This window comes from Lysinibacillus sp. G1-3 (assembly GCF_056322905.1).
This window is the reverse complement of the sequence record NZ_JBWHYQ010000028.1, coordinates 1-17174: the sequence shown is the minus strand read 5'-3', so window position 1 is coordinate 17174 and position 17174 is coordinate 1. Positions and strand designations below refer to the sequence as shown.

The following is a 17174-nucleotide window of genomic DNA, read 5'->3' as shown; positions in this document are numbered from 1 at the left end:
AATTGATAAACAAGTCTCTTCAAATTTACTTTAAATCAATCTATTTTCGATTAAATCCACTTGTTTCATCTGCCCATTGTTTTAGGCCAGCTTGGTCAATATCCCCTGTAACACCATCTGCAGTATTATTCATCACGATATTATAAATTAGTGACATTGCAGGGAGTAGAATTGCCATAAGTGCTAAACCAATCATGAGGTTTTGGAAAACACCAAAGCCTTCTTCTGCTTGTCCTTTTGCTGATTTTTCACTAGAGATAAAGTTTTTAAATTTTGATTTCATTTTTAGTAAAGTTGATTTCATAAATGGTTCCTCCGACTTTTTATTATTATGGAAAATACGAGTGTAACATAAGTTAACTATTAACTATTTTGGTTTTTTCTTACAAAAATTACATACAGATCACCCCTTTCAGTTGAGGCATAATTGGATTGACACACAATTCCTTAGAACAATTTTGAAAATATATCCATAACCAACACAGCAAGCATAAGCATTAAATTTATAAATAGTGGATATAACATACTATTTATATAAGGTTCCACTAAATCTGCTTGTCTTTCCAATTGCTCCTGATATGCTTCTTCCTGTTTTGCATGTAGATTTTCTATTAGAGTGTCTAGGATTTGCTTAGCTTCTTTTGCATTTACTTTTACTAATTGTTCTACAGCAGCCATAAACTCTCTAGCCTCATACATCTTTATACTATCTGCAAAATCATAAAAGGGTTTATGTGAGCCACTATTAAGATTTATACCTACAAGTAAAACTTCAACTTTAGGTTTAATCATAGGCCCAGCATAATCTTTAGATCTAAGAACAGCTTCTTTAGATGTGTAATTAGTTAATAGCAATGCGAAATGGATTAAATAATCTAATAATTGATTTTTCTTTCTTATATAATTTCTATTTTTCAATTTAGCTAAATTCTTTTTCTGCATGATATACACATATACTGAGACCGGTATTGAAATGATAATAAAGAGTTTAAAGTTAGTAATTTCATATAAAAATACCAATTGCAGAAATACTATTAATGAAAAACCGATTCTTTTTATTAAATATTTCTCTACACTTTCTGAACTATCGGCTTCCCTTAATTCAGTTTCGATATAACTTTTATACTTTTTAAACGAAGTGAATCTGTCTAAATAAGAAAATTTATTCTCTGATTCTTCCTCTTTTTGCAGGAAGTTTTTCATAATAAATTTTTTCTTCTTAGTTCTTTTGAAAAATTTATCAATCAAGATATAAGATGAAAAAATTATTATTAATAAAATGGTATATTGAGTAATTTGACTAGAATAGATCAGTTTAATCACCTCGCTTTAATTTAATCTTATTTCTTCATCTATTGTCGGATCGTATCGTTGCAATTTTTCTAGTTTTAGATGGCTAATAATCATTAAAATAATTGCTAAGAGAAATCCTGCACTTAATATAGGTGATTTAAAAGTTATAAAAAATTTATCAAAATGTCCAAATACTATAAGAAGAATCGGCATAGCAAATGTCATTTTGACGAATAACTTCCAAATACGATATGATGCTCTATGGTCTGATTGTATAATTCGACGGTACTTAGATTTATTTCTCATTTTTCTAACTAAGGTAATTAATCCACCAATATCATAGGAACCACTCTTAACAATGATGTCCATTTGTTCATGGAAATGCTTTAACTCATTTAAACTATACTTTTCATTCATTTCTTCAAATGCCGTTTTTACATCTTTTCCATCTGCTAAATGCAACATTGCTTTCTCGACATCTTCTTTAATCGGACTTTCCAGAGCTGGTAATACACTTTCTAACGCTCCTTTTACATCCTTAATTGTTCCGATAGACGATGTTACCCCGGACATATACACTATTATTTTGGACTCTTGCAATTCTGTGTTTTCTATCCATATCTTGTGTAATTTGTTTTCAATCAACAGAACGCCACCTAATAATGAGAACGGGATCATAAACACAAAGAATGAATTAAGGTAACTAAAGGAAATCAATAAAGCAAGAGCTGTTCCAATTACAAAGTGAATTAAATATTCTTGCTTTGACATTTCATATCCGTTTTTAGCTGCTTCTGAATTAATATATTCAAAAGAGAGATATTTCAAAATTCGATTGTTAGCTACCTTAGACTTTAATTCATCTTTTTTATTTGGCCCTTTCACACTATCGAGCATATAAGACAAACGATTTCGCTTAACCTTTTCACGTAATTTACTAAACCTTGTTAAAGCTAAATAAGCTAAAACTGCTATAATTATTAGTGGAAGATATGAAAGAATCTCATACATTTCATTTCCCCCTATTCACTACATCTTTTTTCGTCTCATTAGTCATTTTAAAACCTCCCAAATCATCACGATTAAATGTACGGTGATAGTTCTGCAATTGTCGATAATTTAGTCTCTGATTCGTTTTGTATGAAAGCTAACAATTGGTTCCATGTTTCCTCCGATAATTTTCCAACTTGATCATGCTCTCCTGTTTTCTCGTTATATTGGAACAAAATGTTTGCTATTAACTCGCCATCTTCAAAGCCAATATAATTAGCTATTTGATAAATAACTCGTTTATTCCCTATTTCTTTTATATAAATTCCAATAGGAAATGCCTTAGTAATACGTTTACCATAGTAGTTATCTGAAAGTTCTTTTTCGATTTGGCACATTTCAATATATGAATGTGGCATATCTAGAACATCTGTAGCATGAAGTGTTGTAAAAACTTTTGCACCAGTAGCAGCTGCTCTAAGAATCCAGTAACTTTCGCCCCCCCTAGTTTCTTGAAGGACAGCAATTTTTATGTTTTGTCGTAATGCATTACGAATGTGATAGTAATAGCCAAATTCAGATTTTGTATCATCTGAAGCTTCCCTATTTCGCCACATCATAATTGGCTTTTCCGGATAAAGTTCATCTAGGTATGTTTCCGGAGTATCCTCAATCACTACAATATCTTTATTATTCGGCAAATATTTCGCAAAATATCTCAAAACCTCCGTTTTACCTGCGCCTGTTTCTCCACCAATTAAATGACTATTACTTGCAAAAGTTATTTTTAATAACTGAATCATTGGTTTGGAAGCAAAACCACTACTAATCATTTCTTTTTCGTTATAACGTAGTTCTTTTGAAATTAAACGAATAGATGTGTTTATTGTAGGTGATAGATCTTCACCCACAATATTTATCCTCATTTGAGGTAAATTAGCATTAGTTGAAGGTTTAGCATAAGAAAAAACGGCACCTGAAGCATATACAAATCTGCTTACTAACTCTTTGTAATCTTCATGACTTTCAAATGCCAATTCCGTTTTATATAATCCCTTCTCGATGTGTTTTGCCCATATATTGTCATACTTAATAACTTTAACATCCGTTACTTTCTTATCGTCTACAAGGGATTGCAGCACTTTAAGACCAGCAATTTTTTCTACTAGAATTTCAGCTAATTCTTCAGAATCATAATCTGTAATAACATTTTTAAAAGAATTCAAAAACTCACGGCTTGATACATAGTTGTGAATAATTGTCTTTAATTCATTTTTCTTTTCTTGATTAGCGAAACTGTTTTGTAAAGTAATACCGTGTTTTTCACCTAAGAATTTTTTAACATCATCCACAACCTGCTTGTTTAAATTGTTAATGATTAATTCAGGCTTCTTCAGGTCTCCTTTATCTTTATTAAAAACGGCCTTTTGTAATGAAATAGTGTTTTTATTTCTAGAATTGTTTTCATGACCCTTTAAATTTATGACATTTTTCTTCACAACTATTCCCCCCTACCAAATATTGAAAAACCTTTCTTTTTCTCTTTAGGAGCAATCGAAATTCTTAATTGAAGGGCCAGGCGTTCAAGCTCATCATCTATGATTGGTGAACCCATTTCTAAAGACATTTCTTTAGCTTGACGTTCATTGTCAAAGTTGATAACAAAAGGATCATATTCTTTTAGTAAATCTTTATAAGATTGAATGTCCAATGCAGAACTAGCTTGATTAATAATTACCTTTAAGCGCTCTTGCAAACCAGGAATATTGTTAGTCAAATAGTTTAGTATTTGTCTATTCTCATGAACTCTATTAGCGCTTGGTGTAACTATGTTTATCAAGGTATCCGATAATCCAATAACCTCAAAGCCAAATATACTACTTATGTTATTTGGCAAATTTAATATTACAAATTGATAGTTAGTTGATTTCAAAGTATACATAAATGTTTGTATATAATCATGAGCTGTCTTTTCAGCATTTTTTTCTTCTCCATCAACAATAAGTGGAAATGAATTTTCATTGTATTCAATTGGTAGCACTAAAAATTCCAACTCTTTAGGGTATTCATTGAATATGCGCTTCAGCTGCTTATTTTCAGTTTGTAGCAGTTCATTTTTATTAATGATATATTCGTCAAGTCCAAATTCTTTTTTATTAACTGTTGCTTGAAAATATTTAACTGCATTACGGAGTGGGTTAGTTATTTGATTCGTAACTGCTATTGAAGGCCTATCAATGTTCAGCTCTACATATAGCGTTGAGTAGCCTTCACATGCTAATAAATTCGCAAATGCCAATGACAGTGTTCGTTTCCCTTGTGATTCAGCTGGACTATAAAAACTAATTATTTGAGGCATATTCTTCACCTGTTCCTTCTTTAGAATTCACACCTTTTGGATTTGAAGCGTTTTTAATATACTCAATTACTTCATTTTGAGTAGAAACGGCTTTTAAATCACTTTTGTAGGCATCACCTGTAACAACAGGGAATACTTTACCGATTTCTTTTCCTTTTAGAACTACATCCCCTAACTCTTCAGGTACAGCAAAAATGTAGATCTTAGCAAGTGATTTTGAACTTGTATTTGTTACTTCATTTGTATTCGTTTTATCTTTTCCTTCAGCATCAAATACATTTGAAGCTTGAGAATCTTTAACAGCTACCACCCGAACATTTTCAACTACTGGGCCTAAGATTACTTTTGCATCACTTTGTTCGTATGAAACATTACTAAAATTCAAATTTAGGTGTGTATCTGGAATGATGCTATTTCCTAAAGACGTTTCTAAATCAACTAATAATGGTATAGCCATTTCGCCTTCTTTCAGTTCTAGTAACCCTGCATCTGGCAATTCACTTTGATTTACAATTTTCCCTTCATAAATGAACGAATTTTCCGACAATCCATATCCTGCTACTGTCCATTTTCCGATAATATCCTCAGGCTTTGTTATCGCATTTAACGGAATACCTCTACTTGGTGTAGAATGTTTAGTAATCATATCCTGAGTAATTTTTGTTCGTGGTGGAATATCTACCTTAGTAACGTAAACAACTTTTTCATTTACTTCAGAATCAATTTTCATATTCGTATACACGACTATACTTAGAATTAGAAGTATAGTTATAATCAGCGGAATAAGGCGTTTTTTCCAACTCTTTTTCAATATTTCTCTCTCCTCACCTATGGTTTGACAAGACTTTTCGCTTCGTAAATTACTATTTCCCTACTTCGTCCTATGTCTGGCTTAAGTTCTATGTCTGGCTTGTATATCTTCGCCATTTTCCTAAATTGCGTACCTATTTCTAAATAGGATTCGGCTGCTATCATAGCTGGTTCACTTTTCACATCGTAAATCCTTAAATATCTCGCTCCATCATAAAAATCCGCACTAGCAGCGTACATTCGCAATGATGCTTCAATTGCGACATCTTCATTAATTGTTATTTCCTCGTTAACTGTTGCGTTTCCTAAATTAATAGCTTCAGTCATTGCGTTTCGAGCTGAGTTGACCACAGCTGTTTGATTATCACTATCCCCTATACTGAAATACTCGAACGAAAATATAAAACTTGTGATAATCATTAATGCAATAAATAGAAATATAGCTTGGGTGTAAGTTCTCATTTATTTTTTCCTCCTACTTATCCATAGGAATAGAAACTTCATCCATTACTGACTCCCCTAAAATGATTTGAGGATGTTTTTGAGTGTATTTATTAATTTCTTTCATGATTTTGGGCGTTAAATAAAAAGTCTTTCTATATTGATTTATAGGTGCATCTGACGGCTTCGCATACCAATGTAAATACCAATCTGTTAGATTAGTTATTTTGTCAACTTCACCATCCCAATTCCACCCTACGCCTGCAGGAAATGGATTTTCCGGTGTTACAGCACGTTTTACATAATCATCGTTACCTTTCGGATCACCGGTAATGGTTCCTTCAACTAGTACCTTTGCGTTGTGACATGTATTTAAATGATTTACACCAGCGTTTAATGTTCTTACCCGAAAATCATAAACACCGTCAGGATCGGTAAAGTTTGTATACCATTTGTGTAATGGGTTCCCTTTTTTATCAACCGTTAATAAGTTTTCGTTTATGTTACGATTCGCATGATTAATATGGTCTCTATTATTCATTGTGAAAATGTTACCACTGAATTCTTCTACTGCCACAGGAGGTAAAATCCAATTTTTTGTTTCATCTCTTTGAACAGATGCATTTTTTGTTTCCATTTGCACTAAATACCCTTCATCCATACCACCGTATGGTATAACGTTTCCGTACAAATCGAATTCAGTACGTGCGCCACCTCTTTTATATGGTTGATAATTTCTTAAAGTTGGGAAGTAGCTTTCAACCTCTTTTGTACCTGTTGCATTAGCTGGTTCGGGTTCCATATCATTATTTTTATACACACTTGTAATGACATACTCAAAACCGTACCCTGCTCGCATTTTTTCTCTAGGTAGTTTTGTAAAATTAGTTGTTAAAACTTCGTAAATTTTACGTTTATTTCCATTTTCGTTTACAGTACGGACTATATCCTGTACTGTTTGAGTCTTAAAATATTGGTCTGATTCAAAAGCTGGACATGACGGGCCTTTATAAGTGGCTACATATTGTCCTGTATCTTTCCAGTTGTTAGAGCTTGTATTTGAATATAAAACATGCCCTAATGATGTGTTATAACCCAATGATTGCTGTTGTCGGCCTTTTAAATCCGTATACTTAAATTCTTGATATGGCCCACTACTATTAATTTGAGACATAATGTCTTTTCCTTGTTGTGTTACCTTCCAACCAGGGAATGAATAGCGTTGTTTTTGGCCTTCCGTTAAGCTAACTGTAATTTGGCCTACTGCGGAACCATCATATTTTAAATCTACTGTTGGTTGTACCGTTTGATATTTACTTTCATTGGACTTAATGTAATTCAATTCATCCTGGGCCAACTTTAATTTTTGATCGTAAACCGGCAACATTGCCTTACCTTTACTGATTTTAGCTTCTGTCGATGATATTTCTGATTGAACAGAAGAAATTTGACTAGAATACCCGCCACAGCTCGGTGAATGATACCTTCCATCGTCATCGTACCATCCACTGTTTAGACAACTTGAATACTCTGATTCCAAACTTGATTTTTTCGCTTCTAACGCTGCCTTTTCTGCTTCCCATTTGTTTATCAATGCTTCACAATCAGCTTTTTTAGCTTTAGTATCTTCGATGTAATCGTTGAATTCTTGTTTAGCTTGTTCTCTTGAACTTGAAAAATCGGCTCTTTCTACATAAACGTCTGTTTTCGTATTCGTATCAATGTCTACTGTACGAGCATCTAAACGGCTAACAATTAAATCAAGTTCATGTTCATATCGTTTGGGTACATCTTTTGGTATCGGACAAACATCCCCAGTAGGGTCTCCTCCTCCTGATTCGCCACCTTTTTCTATGTAGCCTTTCCATGTGATGTACATAGGAGTAGGATAGGAAACGTTAACCTTTGGTTCGCCATGCGGATTTTTTCCATACTCGTCGTAAAGAGAATATTTATATATACCGCCAGTTTCCACGTAAATTCGTAGAGTAGTCTTATATATAATTTCTTTGCTGACTCCCCTATAATTGTATCCTTCAGACTGACTATCCCACTCAGGGTTCATCGCTTCTTTATCTATTACATCTGACGCTGGGTATTCTATACCGTTTTTATCACGATAAACACTAGGCATTGGATAGTTATTTAAATTAAGTCTATTTTCTATTATTTTAGTTTCTGGAACAGGCTTGTCCTGTTTCCACCCTTTCGGGGATGTAATCTCTCCTGCGAAGTTCAATGCCTTAAAGGAGCCATCATCTATTTGCCACCAATGTACGATAGGATTTATTGGGATTGGGTTAGATTCAACATAAATTCGTTCTGCCGATGCAGAAATTGAACCACCAATATTAAACCAAAAAATAAAAACTGCTATGAACGATATAATACAAATTAGTCTATTTTTAAATTTGTTCACGATCATGTCTACTCCTTTATTTCGGAATTACATAATAGAACCGACTTCCATCATCTGCTCTGCCACTAACATCCCCACCATTCTTAACTCCGTTAGCACCCCAGAATCTGTAATTTTCACCCTTTTTAAAATCATTGTTTATATAACTTTTAGGAGATGGAATTTTAAATTGTTCAATTTTTGATTTTTCCACAATATCTTGTGATGCATAATGCATATCAGAACCGTTCCTAACACTTTGGAAACTTACATCACGGCTAGGCTCAAAAGTGTATTCATAAAAAATACGATATGAATTTCTATTTAATCTTAATGCTTCCTCGGACTCGTCAAAGAACATGTCTTTATAGATTCCTTTTGCTGTTTTACCTGTAGTATCAACAAAAATCGCACGTTCAATTGTTGCTACGCCAGCTTTATTTAAATAAGTGTGTTGCTTTCCTAGTACATCTTCATAACCACCAAATTTTGATTTTTCATAGTTAGTTAGAGTTAAGATGTTTGTACCTGTGTTAGCAACCTCTCTTAGCTCCTCTAATCCAGTGAAATCCTTTGGCGATTTCTTCATAGCATCCATAAAGCGAATAAGAATCGTTGCAACCTCAGCACGAGTTGTATTGCCATTCGGTTTAAATGTGAAATCTTCATAACCTGAAAGTAATCCAGTGCCTAACATTACCCCGATGTACGGTAAATCTTTTTTGTTTACCCCACCTTTGTAGAACTCTGGAATTGGAATTAAGGTAAGGCTTGATTTTGCCATTTCCTCAATTGCTTTTGCATATTCAGGATTTGCACTAGCTAGACCATTTGCAAGCCAACGTGACATTTCGCCACGTGTCATTGGTCTGTTTGGCTCAAATTTATTGTTCGTAAAGTCGCTCGCTTGAATAAATCCAACTGCTAATCCTTCTTGAATGGCATCCATTGCCCAATGTGAACCTACATCTGTAAATTTCGCAGTAGTGCGATCTTTACTATCGAACACCCTAGATAAGAATGTCGCAAACTCAGCACGAGTAACTTGTGCCGAAGGTTTATATGTACCGTCAGAATAGCCTGTAACAAGCCCCTTCTTCGCTACTTCTGTAATCGCCTTGTACGCCCAATGAGACGAAGGAACATCCTTAAACTTTGTCGTTGCAACTGCAGCCTCTACAGGTGTTGCGTAAGGAGCAACAATTGCTGGTGTTATTAACGATGCAGTTAATGCCATTGCAAAAATTGATGATTTTTTCACTTCAATTCCCTCCAATTAAATAATTATTGATACACACGCAATAAAAAGTGGTATAGCCTGTGGCATTTCAATATAGCCATTTTCAACTTTGTAACTTCCAAAACGGATAATCTTTTTATACCTCTTACTAATTAAGCGTAAAATTAAACCGATCAGAAAATCACTAAATAAATATAGCACTATAAAGATTGCAAATTTACTAATTACCACTCCATATACAGCCCCTAAAAAAGATGATATAACTGAAAGCATTTTGAAGTCTCCAGCCCCTAATTCTACCCCTGGTAGTTTACTTAAGGTGTAAGCAATGAAAAAGCCAAACATCATCATAATTAACATGTCCGGGGTGGACTTAGCTACAAGAGAATAAAAAGCTATACAGTTTAGAAAAGTTAAGTGCCATATATTTTTTGTAATTAACCATTTGAAATCTGTGTAACAATTGAAAGCCATATAAACCAAAAGAAAGACTTCAAAGATATGAATTTCAAATGTCATGTTTCACCTCTATATTAACTAGCCCCCTTTTATAATCTTTTGCCTTTATAGTAATAAAAACTAAAGTTACGTTTATTTACCTTTTATTATATTATAAATGAAAAAAAGTTTCTTGTAAATATCATACACAAAGAAAATATAATTTAATTTGTAAATATAATAATAGATAAAAAGCTGTTTTGAGCTACTTTCAGTTTAAGATTTTTAATTACTTCCTATATTTATTATCGTTTTACCAATGTTTTGAATAACATGCACAGGTACTTCTATCCGTTCAGTTTTAACTATCTTATTAATGCTACAGTGGCACCTATAGATAACTAGAGAACGTTTTTTGTTTTCCTGGCCTGGCTAAAGATTTCATACAAAAATAAAAGAGCAATCTTGAGATTGCTCTTGCTAGTACTATTCTGTTGTGCAATTTATTTAACTGGCCTGGATCCACTGTAGCTCTAATTTAAAGAACGAGCTAACCTAAACCACTCCAAACTAGTTTAAACTAATTTATTTTTTGTAATAAAAAAACTAATTCAAACTAGTTTAAACTAACTTGATTTTTAAGATGAAATTATTGCACTAATACAAAGCTAATAATTTATGGGAAGTCTGCAGAATTAGCAGGATTTTTTTTAGTTTTAAAATGAATAAAACAACCTCAATTATCCGTCGACGGACATTATTGTCCGTGGTATACTTGTATTAACAAATGGCCGATGTCGGATAATTCGAAAAGGGGTTTAATATGAATATTTTAGATAACATTATCGACACAAAAGAAGCTTCAGAATTATGGGGATTAAGTCAAGATCACATTAAACGTATGTGCAAAACTGGTGAAGTCGTCGCTAAAAAAATCGGGAATAGTTGGGCTATTGACGCAACGCAATCTAACCCTAAAAAATACCGACTAGAAGGACTGGAGAAAAAGAAGATGTTCTTAAAAAACACTGATACTGAAGTAGTTAAAACAATGGGCTGAATGGACTGAAATTGCAGTACGTGAGCACTCTGAAATCTTCCATGAGGATGAAGCATTACAAGAGGAATTCGAAAACGTGAATGCCTACTTAAAGTGGGCCGAACAGCGTGGGCATTTTTATAACGAGTTAGTTGAATGTGATAAAAACGGAAATATCATTAACTACTTAGAAGATTAGTAGTTTTGCCAGCTGAAAAAATACTAGTTAATCCAGGCGATTGTTATAGTCGTCTGGTTATTTTGTTTCCTGCTACTTTCATAGCATTTCGGATGCAACAACCTCAAAAAGTAACTTAGGTTCAAAAACGAACTAGTTTAAACTAGTTTACTTTTTTGCGGTGAAATTAATGCATTTCTTGCGATTTCTATAACATTTCGAACACAACAGACCCAAGAAAAGTAGATTCAGTTCAAAAATGAACTAATTTAAACTAAGTTAAACTAGTTTAAACTAATTTACTTTTCTACGATAAAACGTGTATACGTATGCTTTTATATAAAAAAACACGCTATAATAAGCGTGTTAATCTTCTTTAAAACTTCTCAATAATTTATGGATCTCAGCTGGATTTGCTTTTTTTAAAGGTTTCGAATTTCCTTCAGACTCCTTATTATCTTCAACTTGAACAGTCGCTGCTACTGCTTCAACAACAATACCGCCTTTTGAATCCTCACTTGATGGTTCGTTGGCTACCAAAGGGCTTTCAATCGGCACTACAGAAGGGCTTTCAATAGCTTTTTGTTCTAAAGCAAATGTATTCATAACTTGCTTTTCTACGCTTGCTGTAGAGCTGAATAGTTGAAGAACAAACGATTCGATTATCTTACTGTAATGTGCTGTATGAAGCAATTCGATTTGTTCTTTTGAAAACAACGGACTATTTATCACAAAAGACTCTACATCTGAATGTATTTTTTTCACTTCATTCAAATTGTGATTATTTTTCTTCGCCTCAATGCCAAGAACAATCAGTTTCTCCGTTAATTTATTCCTACTGACATCTTCAACCTTCAGCATATCATTATATTCATCAATCCAATTTGCATTTCTTGAAGGAGTGAAAGAGAAACCCTTTCCAGCAGATATATAGCCTTTCTCATTATTCATTAATAAGTTCAGCTCCTTTCCAGGCACGATAACTAAAATCATTATAAGAGGTGAGTTTATCACCTCTTATTTTTAATCAATTATTAGTACTAGCTACTTCTTCAACAGTCGGCATATTTGTTAAATAATTTATAATTAAATACGCTTTGCTGTTAAAATACTGCGAGTCTAACAAATTAGGAATTAAAGCTCCTATTTCTTCAAGTTTATTCATTCCGCCAAAGTAACCGAATAATAAACCACCACCAACAACTAAAATGTAATCAGTATTCGCATTAACCCATACTGTTTCAATATTTAGCATCTGTTTTTCAGCGTATGATGTCATTTCTTTCATTACATGCTCTGTAATGTCAATATTCCTTGCACTCGTCCATGAAAAATGGAATTTCAGAGCATCTTCCACTTTTACATCAGGATCATTTTTTTGTAATTCAAAGAAATTATCAATTACTGGCTTAATGATCTTTTTCATAAATATTTCTCGTGATGTCAATTCTGAAGGTTTACGTGATTCATCATCAATTTTTTCAATTATAGCTCGTTGAGAAGCAAAAGCTGGATCGTTATAAACAGCATCTATAATACGGTCAATGTAGCCGTTTGTACCAACCTGACTTAGATTATCAGCCTCCGCTAGATAACGAGTCATTACTTTATCTAGTCCATCTTCACTAAAGACAGCTTTATCACTTGTACCTGCTCCTAAGTCTGCTATTGTATATGTTTTGCCATTTAATTTTTCTTTTAGTTCCGTTTCTACAATTTGAAACTTTTGAACATCATATTTCAAAGCGATGGCAGTTGTAACACTTTCAGCATGTATTTGAGCTTGGTTCGGTAATATTGTAATTTTAACTTCCTGATCAACATACGGCCCATCAATAAATGTAATACTATGCTCACCTATGAATCGTTGTTTTAATGATTGTTCATGCTTCAAATAACTTTTCGATGGCATGCCAGTAGATAAGGGAGCAATAACATTTCTTTGTCCGTTTTTAATTGCAGCAATCGCCATACCAGCTAAAATTGGAAGAATAAACACTTTACTATTGCTATCTGTAAATTTATCTTCTGAATCACCATTCCCTAACATTTTAGGCTGTTCTTTTTCAGCACCATTTTTAGCGATTTCTCCAACATAAAATGTTTTATTGCTTTCGTCCTTACCTAAAGCATTAGATTTTACTCTAATATGAATATAATCCTCAACTAATTGAGAGTTACTTTTATCAAATTGTTGATTGTAATTTACAGCTGTTTCAGGAGCTTTAGAAATCACCGTTGGTATATTAAAGCTTTCTGGATTACCTGCATTATTTAGAAATGAGATTTTTGTAGTAATATTCCCTGGATCAATACCTGTAAATAACATCATTGTCGTTTCTTTATTTGAAATATTGCTCATTTAAAACCCTCCTAGTAGTTTAATTTAAACTAGTTTAAATTAGTTTAATTTAGTTATTTTTATCTAATTCGATTTAATTTAATTCGTTTCATTTTGACTAAATTAGTTTAAATTAATTTAGTTCTATTAGTTTAAATTAGTTTAAACTAATTTACTTTTTGTAATAATGTTCAAGTGCAGCTTGACCATACTGTGTAATACTATATCCATTAACTCTACGGTCAGATTGGTCTCGATTTGTTACAACCAATACACCACCCTCTAGTCTGCAAAGTTCCTTATAACATCTTTCTTGACTTAGGTTTGATTCATTACGAATATCTTTGAATGAATAATTCGGATTTTCTTGAATCAACTTTAATAATTGCCAACTTGTGTCATTCAATGTTTTTATTACTTCTTCAAGTGGAATTGATAACGGCATGATTTCTACCTCCTTGTAAATATCATAACATACTATACGATATAATACAATACAATATGATACGATTACATTAATTATTTCCATTAAGTTTTACCATTGATACAAAAAAGACCAAGATAGCCAATTGCCGTCTTGGATTTTAGACATTTCTTTATTCTCTCCAATTTAAATCAATGAAACTACTAATAGCCTCCTTAATCCTATTCACTGGCGAACCTACCTCATCCACAACATGTGCAAGCAACGAGGCCCAAGAATGGTGCGATTCACCTGTTCTGTTTATATATCTTAATATCTCTTTAAATTCTCTCATTTCTGACTCTGTTAATTCATGTTGTAAGAATTCTTTTATATAAGCATTTACAAACTTTGCTTGGCTCATGCTTATTTCCAATAAAATTGCGGTTGCTCTTGATACAGTACAATCTAGTGCAAAAGCTAATAACGCAATTGCTGAATATTCTCTTTGAGAAAATCTAATTGTGACTCTTTCACCAGGATCATTAATTCGTTTCTCTACTGTTTTGTTACTAACATGACCACGGAAAATAGTGGTATCAAACAATAAATCTCTTTTAAAAAATTGAGACAAGTGTTCAATTACATTCCGATCTTTTATGACGTACATGCAAAGAGATGGACAAACGTCTTTTACTGGAGTGTATGTGATGTGTGATAAACGATAAATTGCATCTTTTAAATCCAATTTCAAAGTGGGCTTTACATCACGTTTCTTATCTGAACGTTGACCTCTTTCGCCCTTTTTTTCCACTTCCCTCAACCCCCAATAGCAAAATATTTTTAGGACTGTGTCTTAGTGTCCTATGTCCTCTTTTAGTTATAGTCCACTTTATGGCCATCTGCCCTTGTCCTAGAACGTTTACAGAAGATTATTTTTTTCCACTTCCCTCGTCCCTCAATAGCCTAGTGTCCTAAGTCCTCTTTAGTTATATTCAAATTTATGGTTATCTGCCCTTACAACTAATTTAAACTAGTTTAAATTAGTTTAAATTAGTTCAATTCAATTTGAACTAAAGCTATTTTTTTGGATCTGTTGTGTATGAGGAGTTTAAGAAAAATTTATTTTGGTCATACTCAAAGTAAAAAATAATATGAGGTGATAGGTACATGAGTACAACAGAAGAAAAAAGACGTAAGATTATTGAAGGTGTAAAAAAACAATCCGAACGTTATGGTTTCCCTACTTACCCTAATAAAAAGAAAAAGAAGGCTACTAAAAAGGCCCCTAAAAGTTAAACTTTGCTTCTAAGGGCCATCTAGTAAATTTATAATCAAATTTAACAAAATCTATATTCATTTTATTAATGACTTTACTAAACAAGTGAAAAGTTATTTCTAGCAACCATTGAATTATGTTCTACAATTTTATTTTTGATTTGTTTAGCTATTGCTCTTACCATTTTTACAGGTACAGCATTACAGATCATTTGTTGCATAGAATCCAGCTTACCTTTAAAAACAAAATCATCTTTTACGCTAAATAATCTTGCACATTCTCTAACAGATAATGTTCTATTCAATTCAGGATGCGTTATTAATGACTTTCTTGGATTTGTGATGGTAATAGATGGTTTGTTATTTTGCAACCGTCTGTATATTGAACTATGTGTATTCCCTTTTGACATACTTTTAGGTAGCAAATGCATCGGAACGTTTCTCCAATTACCACCTTGTGGAACATGGGACATTCGTTCAACCGTATCTATTCGTGGCTTCGAGAAATCAAGTTGGTTTGGTATATCATTATTTAATCCATCAAATGCCTGTTCTACGGTTACATAATCTTCAGGTTTATGTGTTGGTTTTGGTAGCTCAATTCGTCCAATTTTAGATCCAATTACAAACGCTCTATTTCTATCTTGTGGATCTCCATAGTCTGACGCTGTGAGTACACCTGAAGTAACTTCAAAATCTGATAACTCGTTCTCAATTTCTTTTTTAAACCGTCCATCACCAGCAGTTAATAGCTGAGGTACATTTTCTATCACAACTACTTGGCAATTTGGATTCGCCTTCACTGATTCAAGGTATTCTTTGAGCAATTTATTTTTCGGACTATCTAAATATTTTTCCTTATCTTTTCTTTGATTTGCTGGCGTTAGATCCTGGCATGGTGGCCCAGCAAACATAACTGGCGCACCGATCTGTCCAAAAATTGACTTATCAAATTCCCTTATATCTCCATGATGGATAGGGTTTTTATGATTATAGCGATATGTTTTAACAGCATCTTCCTCTAGCTCTAAGGCAAAAACAACATCATATCCTTCATCTACAAAGGCACTATCCATAATGCCACATCCGCTGTAGCAACTAATAGCTTTTAATTGGATATGAAGATTATGAATTGCTTTTTTTATGTAGTTAACCGATTTTTTTGTAAATGATTCTGTTTGTTCAATTACTTCATCAAATAACGATAATTGTTGATATGCACTTTGGCCAACAACTTCATCTAATTCCTTCTTCGATAAAACAACATCGAAAGTCTTTTTCACATTAATTAAAGAAGAAATATCTATTACATTTTTCTTTTTGGAAATAAATCGTTGAACTTTATTTTTGAGTGAAGATCCAATGCTTTTTTCTTCATTTTTATAGCCACTAACATAAATTTCATTTTCATGGATTTCAATTTGAAGATAATCAGCATCATCAAATACTTCCAGGGCTTTTTTATTCCGAATATCAAGAACAGGTTTCTGACCATTTTTTACGGTTCTTTTAGATACCATATTAGGAGTATTTTCATCTGAAGGCAGAATAACAATTTTTTTATGAACCTGATCCACAATGTATTTAAAGTGAGTACCGATTTCAAAATTTGTTTGCTGAAGCTCAATATCTTGAATATATAAACCACGATTTGATTTTTTTGCTTTTCTTGTTTTTATCATTGGTTCTGCTCCTTTTTGCTTTTGGCAAAGCGCTAAATGTTCCCCAAAAGGGATAATTTTTCCCCTTTGGTTGCTGCAGGCTAACCAACGCCAACAGAGCGAAGCAAGGGTTAACAGCACAAAAACTTTTTCTGCCTCCAGGCATGCTTAGAAAAAGTTTTTTGCCCCTTGCTGGAGCTGTGTTACGCCTGCACGGCAGGGGATTGGGAAGAGTAGCGAGGCTCGCCCAATTCCAGGCCGATGTCAGGCGTTAAGTTGGTAGATTGCGCTGCGCCAAAGGGAAA

17 protein-coding genes are annotated in these 17174 nt (G+C 33.2%); 2 read left to right on the top strand and 15 right to left on the bottom strand.

The genetic code is table 11. From position 1 onward, the window contains the following. Window positions 1-40: 40 nt before the first annotated feature. From ACVYAD_RS22905 to ACVYAD_RS22860, 10 genes are all read right to left on the bottom strand, one after another. Window positions 41-304 (bottom strand): hypothetical protein, encoded by a 264-nt coding sequence (locus ACVYAD_RS22905; protein WP_476428056.1) that lies wholly within the window; start codon window positions 302-304, stop codon window positions 41-43. 143 nt (window positions 305-447) lie between these two features. Beyond that, complete coding sequence (locus ACVYAD_RS22900) at window positions 448-1203, bottom strand: hypothetical protein (RefSeq protein ID WP_476428055.1); 756 nt, start codon at window positions 1201-1203, stop codon at window positions 448-450. 126 nt (window positions 1204-1329) lie between these two features. Continuing rightward, window positions 1330-2304, bottom strand: coding sequence for a hypothetical protein (locus ACVYAD_RS22895; protein ID WP_476428054.1), 975 nt, complete (start codon window positions 2302-2304; stop codon window positions 1330-1332). Between the two features lie 71 nt (window positions 2305-2375). Next, window positions 2376-3782 (bottom strand): ATPase, T2SS/T4P/T4SS family, encoded by a 1407-nt coding sequence (locus tag ACVYAD_RS22890; protein ID WP_476428053.1) that lies wholly within the window; start codon window positions 3780-3782, stop codon window positions 2376-2378. A 2-nt stretch (window positions 3783-3784) separates the two neighbouring features. Beyond that, window positions 3785-4642 carry a hypothetical protein gene (locus tag ACVYAD_RS22885; RefSeq protein ID WP_476428052.1) on the bottom strand — a complete coding sequence of 286 codons (858 nt, stop codon included), beginning with the start codon at window positions 4640-4642 and terminating at the stop codon, window positions 3785-3787. Further along, entirely contained in the window at window positions 4626-5453 is an 828-nt protein-coding gene (locus ACVYAD_RS22880) for a CpaB family protein (RefSeq protein ID WP_476428051.1), read from the bottom strand. The genes ACVYAD_RS22885 and ACVYAD_RS22880 overlap by 17 nt, the downstream gene beginning before the upstream one ends. Before the next feature lie 17 nt (window positions 5454-5470). Continuing rightward, window positions 5471-5914 (bottom strand): hypothetical protein, encoded by a 444-nt coding sequence (locus tag ACVYAD_RS22875; protein ID WP_476428050.1) that lies wholly within the window; start codon window positions 5912-5914, stop codon window positions 5471-5473. Window positions 5915-5927: 13 nt separating this feature from the next. After that, complete coding sequence (locus ACVYAD_RS22870; RefSeq protein ID WP_476428049.1) at window positions 5928-8312, bottom strand: hypothetical protein; 2385 nt, start codon at window positions 8310-8312, stop codon at window positions 5928-5930. A gap of 16 nt (window positions 8313-8328) precedes the next feature. Next, complete coding sequence (locus ACVYAD_RS22865) at window positions 8329-9552, bottom strand: S-layer homology domain-containing protein (protein WP_476428048.1); 1224 nt, start codon at window positions 9550-9552, stop codon at window positions 8329-8331. 15 nt (window positions 9553-9567) lie between these two features. Further along, window positions 9568-10050 (bottom strand): hypothetical protein, encoded by a 483-nt coding sequence (locus ACVYAD_RS22860; protein WP_476428047.1) that lies wholly within the window; start codon window positions 10048-10050, stop codon window positions 9568-9570. A 742-nt stretch (window positions 10051-10792) separates the two neighbouring features. Between ACVYAD_RS22860 and ACVYAD_RS22855 the strand changes: the two genes are divergently transcribed. Then, a complete protein-coding gene (locus ACVYAD_RS22855; protein WP_476428046.1) occupies window positions 10793-11029 on the top strand; it encodes a helix-turn-helix domain-containing protein in 237 nt (78 codons plus the stop codon). Window positions 11030-11552: 523 nt separating this feature from the next. Here the strand turns inward: ACVYAD_RS22855 and ACVYAD_RS22850 are convergent. From ACVYAD_RS22850 to ACVYAD_RS22835, 4 genes are all read right to left on the bottom strand, one after another. Beyond that, the gene (locus ACVYAD_RS22850) at window positions 11553-12137 is read right to left on the bottom strand and encodes a hypothetical protein (protein WP_476428045.1); all 585 of its coding nucleotides are present in this window, start codon (window positions 12135-12137) and stop codon (window positions 11553-11555) included. Window positions 12138-12213: 76 nt separating this feature from the next. Then, a complete protein-coding gene (locus ACVYAD_RS22845; RefSeq protein WP_476428044.1) occupies window positions 12214-13548 on the bottom strand; it encodes a ParM/StbA family protein in 1335 nt (444 codons plus the stop codon). A 151-nt stretch (window positions 13549-13699) separates the two neighbouring features. Further along, window positions 13700-13972 (bottom strand): winged helix-turn-helix transcriptional regulator, encoded by a 273-nt coding sequence (locus ACVYAD_RS22840; protein ID WP_476428043.1) that lies wholly within the window; start codon window positions 13970-13972, stop codon window positions 13700-13702. A gap of 151 nt (window positions 13973-14123) precedes the next feature. Next, complete coding sequence (locus ACVYAD_RS22835) at window positions 14124-14744, bottom strand: hypothetical protein (RefSeq protein WP_476428042.1); 621 nt, start codon at window positions 14742-14744, stop codon at window positions 14124-14126. A gap of 356 nt (window positions 14745-15100) precedes the next feature. Here ACVYAD_RS22835 and ACVYAD_RS22830 point away from each other — a divergent pair, with 356 nt between their 5' ends. Then, on the top strand, window positions 15101-15229 hold the full coding sequence (locus ACVYAD_RS22830; protein WP_476428041.1) for a hypothetical protein: 129 nt from the start codon (window positions 15101-15103) through the stop codon (window positions 15227-15229). Between the two features lie 77 nt (window positions 15230-15306). Here the strand turns inward: ACVYAD_RS22830 and ACVYAD_RS22825 are convergent, their stop codons facing one another. Then, window positions 15307-16890: a DNA cytosine methyltransferase gene (locus tag ACVYAD_RS22825; RefSeq protein WP_476428040.1), complete on the bottom strand. Its 1584-nt coding sequence runs from the start codon at window positions 16888-16890 to the stop codon at window positions 15307-15309. Window positions 16891-17174 lie beyond the last annotated feature (284 nt).

Bases quoted from the DNA above. Each gene is read 5' to 3' on its own strand.
- ACVYAD_RS22905 (WP_476428056.1), bottom strand. From the start codon at position 304: ATGAAATCAACTTTACTAAAAATGAAATCAAAATTTAAAAACTTTATC.
- ACVYAD_RS22900 (WP_476428055.1), bottom strand. From the start codon at position 1,203: ATGAAAAACTTCCTGCAAAAAGAGGAAGAATCAGAGAATAAATTTTCT.
- ACVYAD_RS22895 (WP_476428054.1), bottom strand. From the start codon at position 2,304: ATGTATGAGATTCTTTCATATCTTCCACTAATAATTATAGCAGTTTTA.
- ACVYAD_RS22885 (WP_476428052.1), bottom strand. From the start codon at position 4,642: ATGCCTCAAATAATTAGTTTTTATAGTCCAGCTGAATCACAAGGGAAA.
- ACVYAD_RS22875 (WP_476428050.1), bottom strand. From the start codon at position 5,914: ATGAGAACTTACACCCAAGCTATATTTCTATTTATTGCATTAATGATT.
- ACVYAD_RS22860 (WP_476428047.1), bottom strand. From the start codon at position 10,050: ATGACATTTGAAATTCATATCTTTGAAGTCTTTCTTTTGGTTTATATG.
- ACVYAD_RS22855 (WP_476428046.1), top strand. From the start codon at position 10,793: ATGAATATTTTAGATAACATTATCGACACAAAAGAAGCTTCAGAATTA.
- ACVYAD_RS22850 (WP_476428045.1), bottom strand. From the start codon at position 12,137: ATGAATAATGAGAAAGGCTATATATCTGCTGGAAAGGGTTTCTCTTTC.
- ACVYAD_RS22845 (WP_476428044.1), bottom strand. From the start codon at position 13,548: ATGAGCAATATTTCAAATAAAGAAACGACAATGATGTTATTTACAGGT.
- ACVYAD_RS22840 (WP_476428043.1), bottom strand. From the start codon at position 13,972: ATGCCGTTATCAATTCCACTTGAAGAAGTAATAAAAACATTGAATGAC.
- ACVYAD_RS22830 (WP_476428041.1), top strand. From the start codon at position 15,101: ATGAGTACAACAGAAGAAAAAAGACGTAAGATTATTGAAGGTGTAAAA.
- ACVYAD_RS22825 (WP_476428040.1), bottom strand. From the start codon at position 16,890: ATGATAAAAACAAGAAAAGCAAAAAAATCAAATCGTGGTTTATATATT.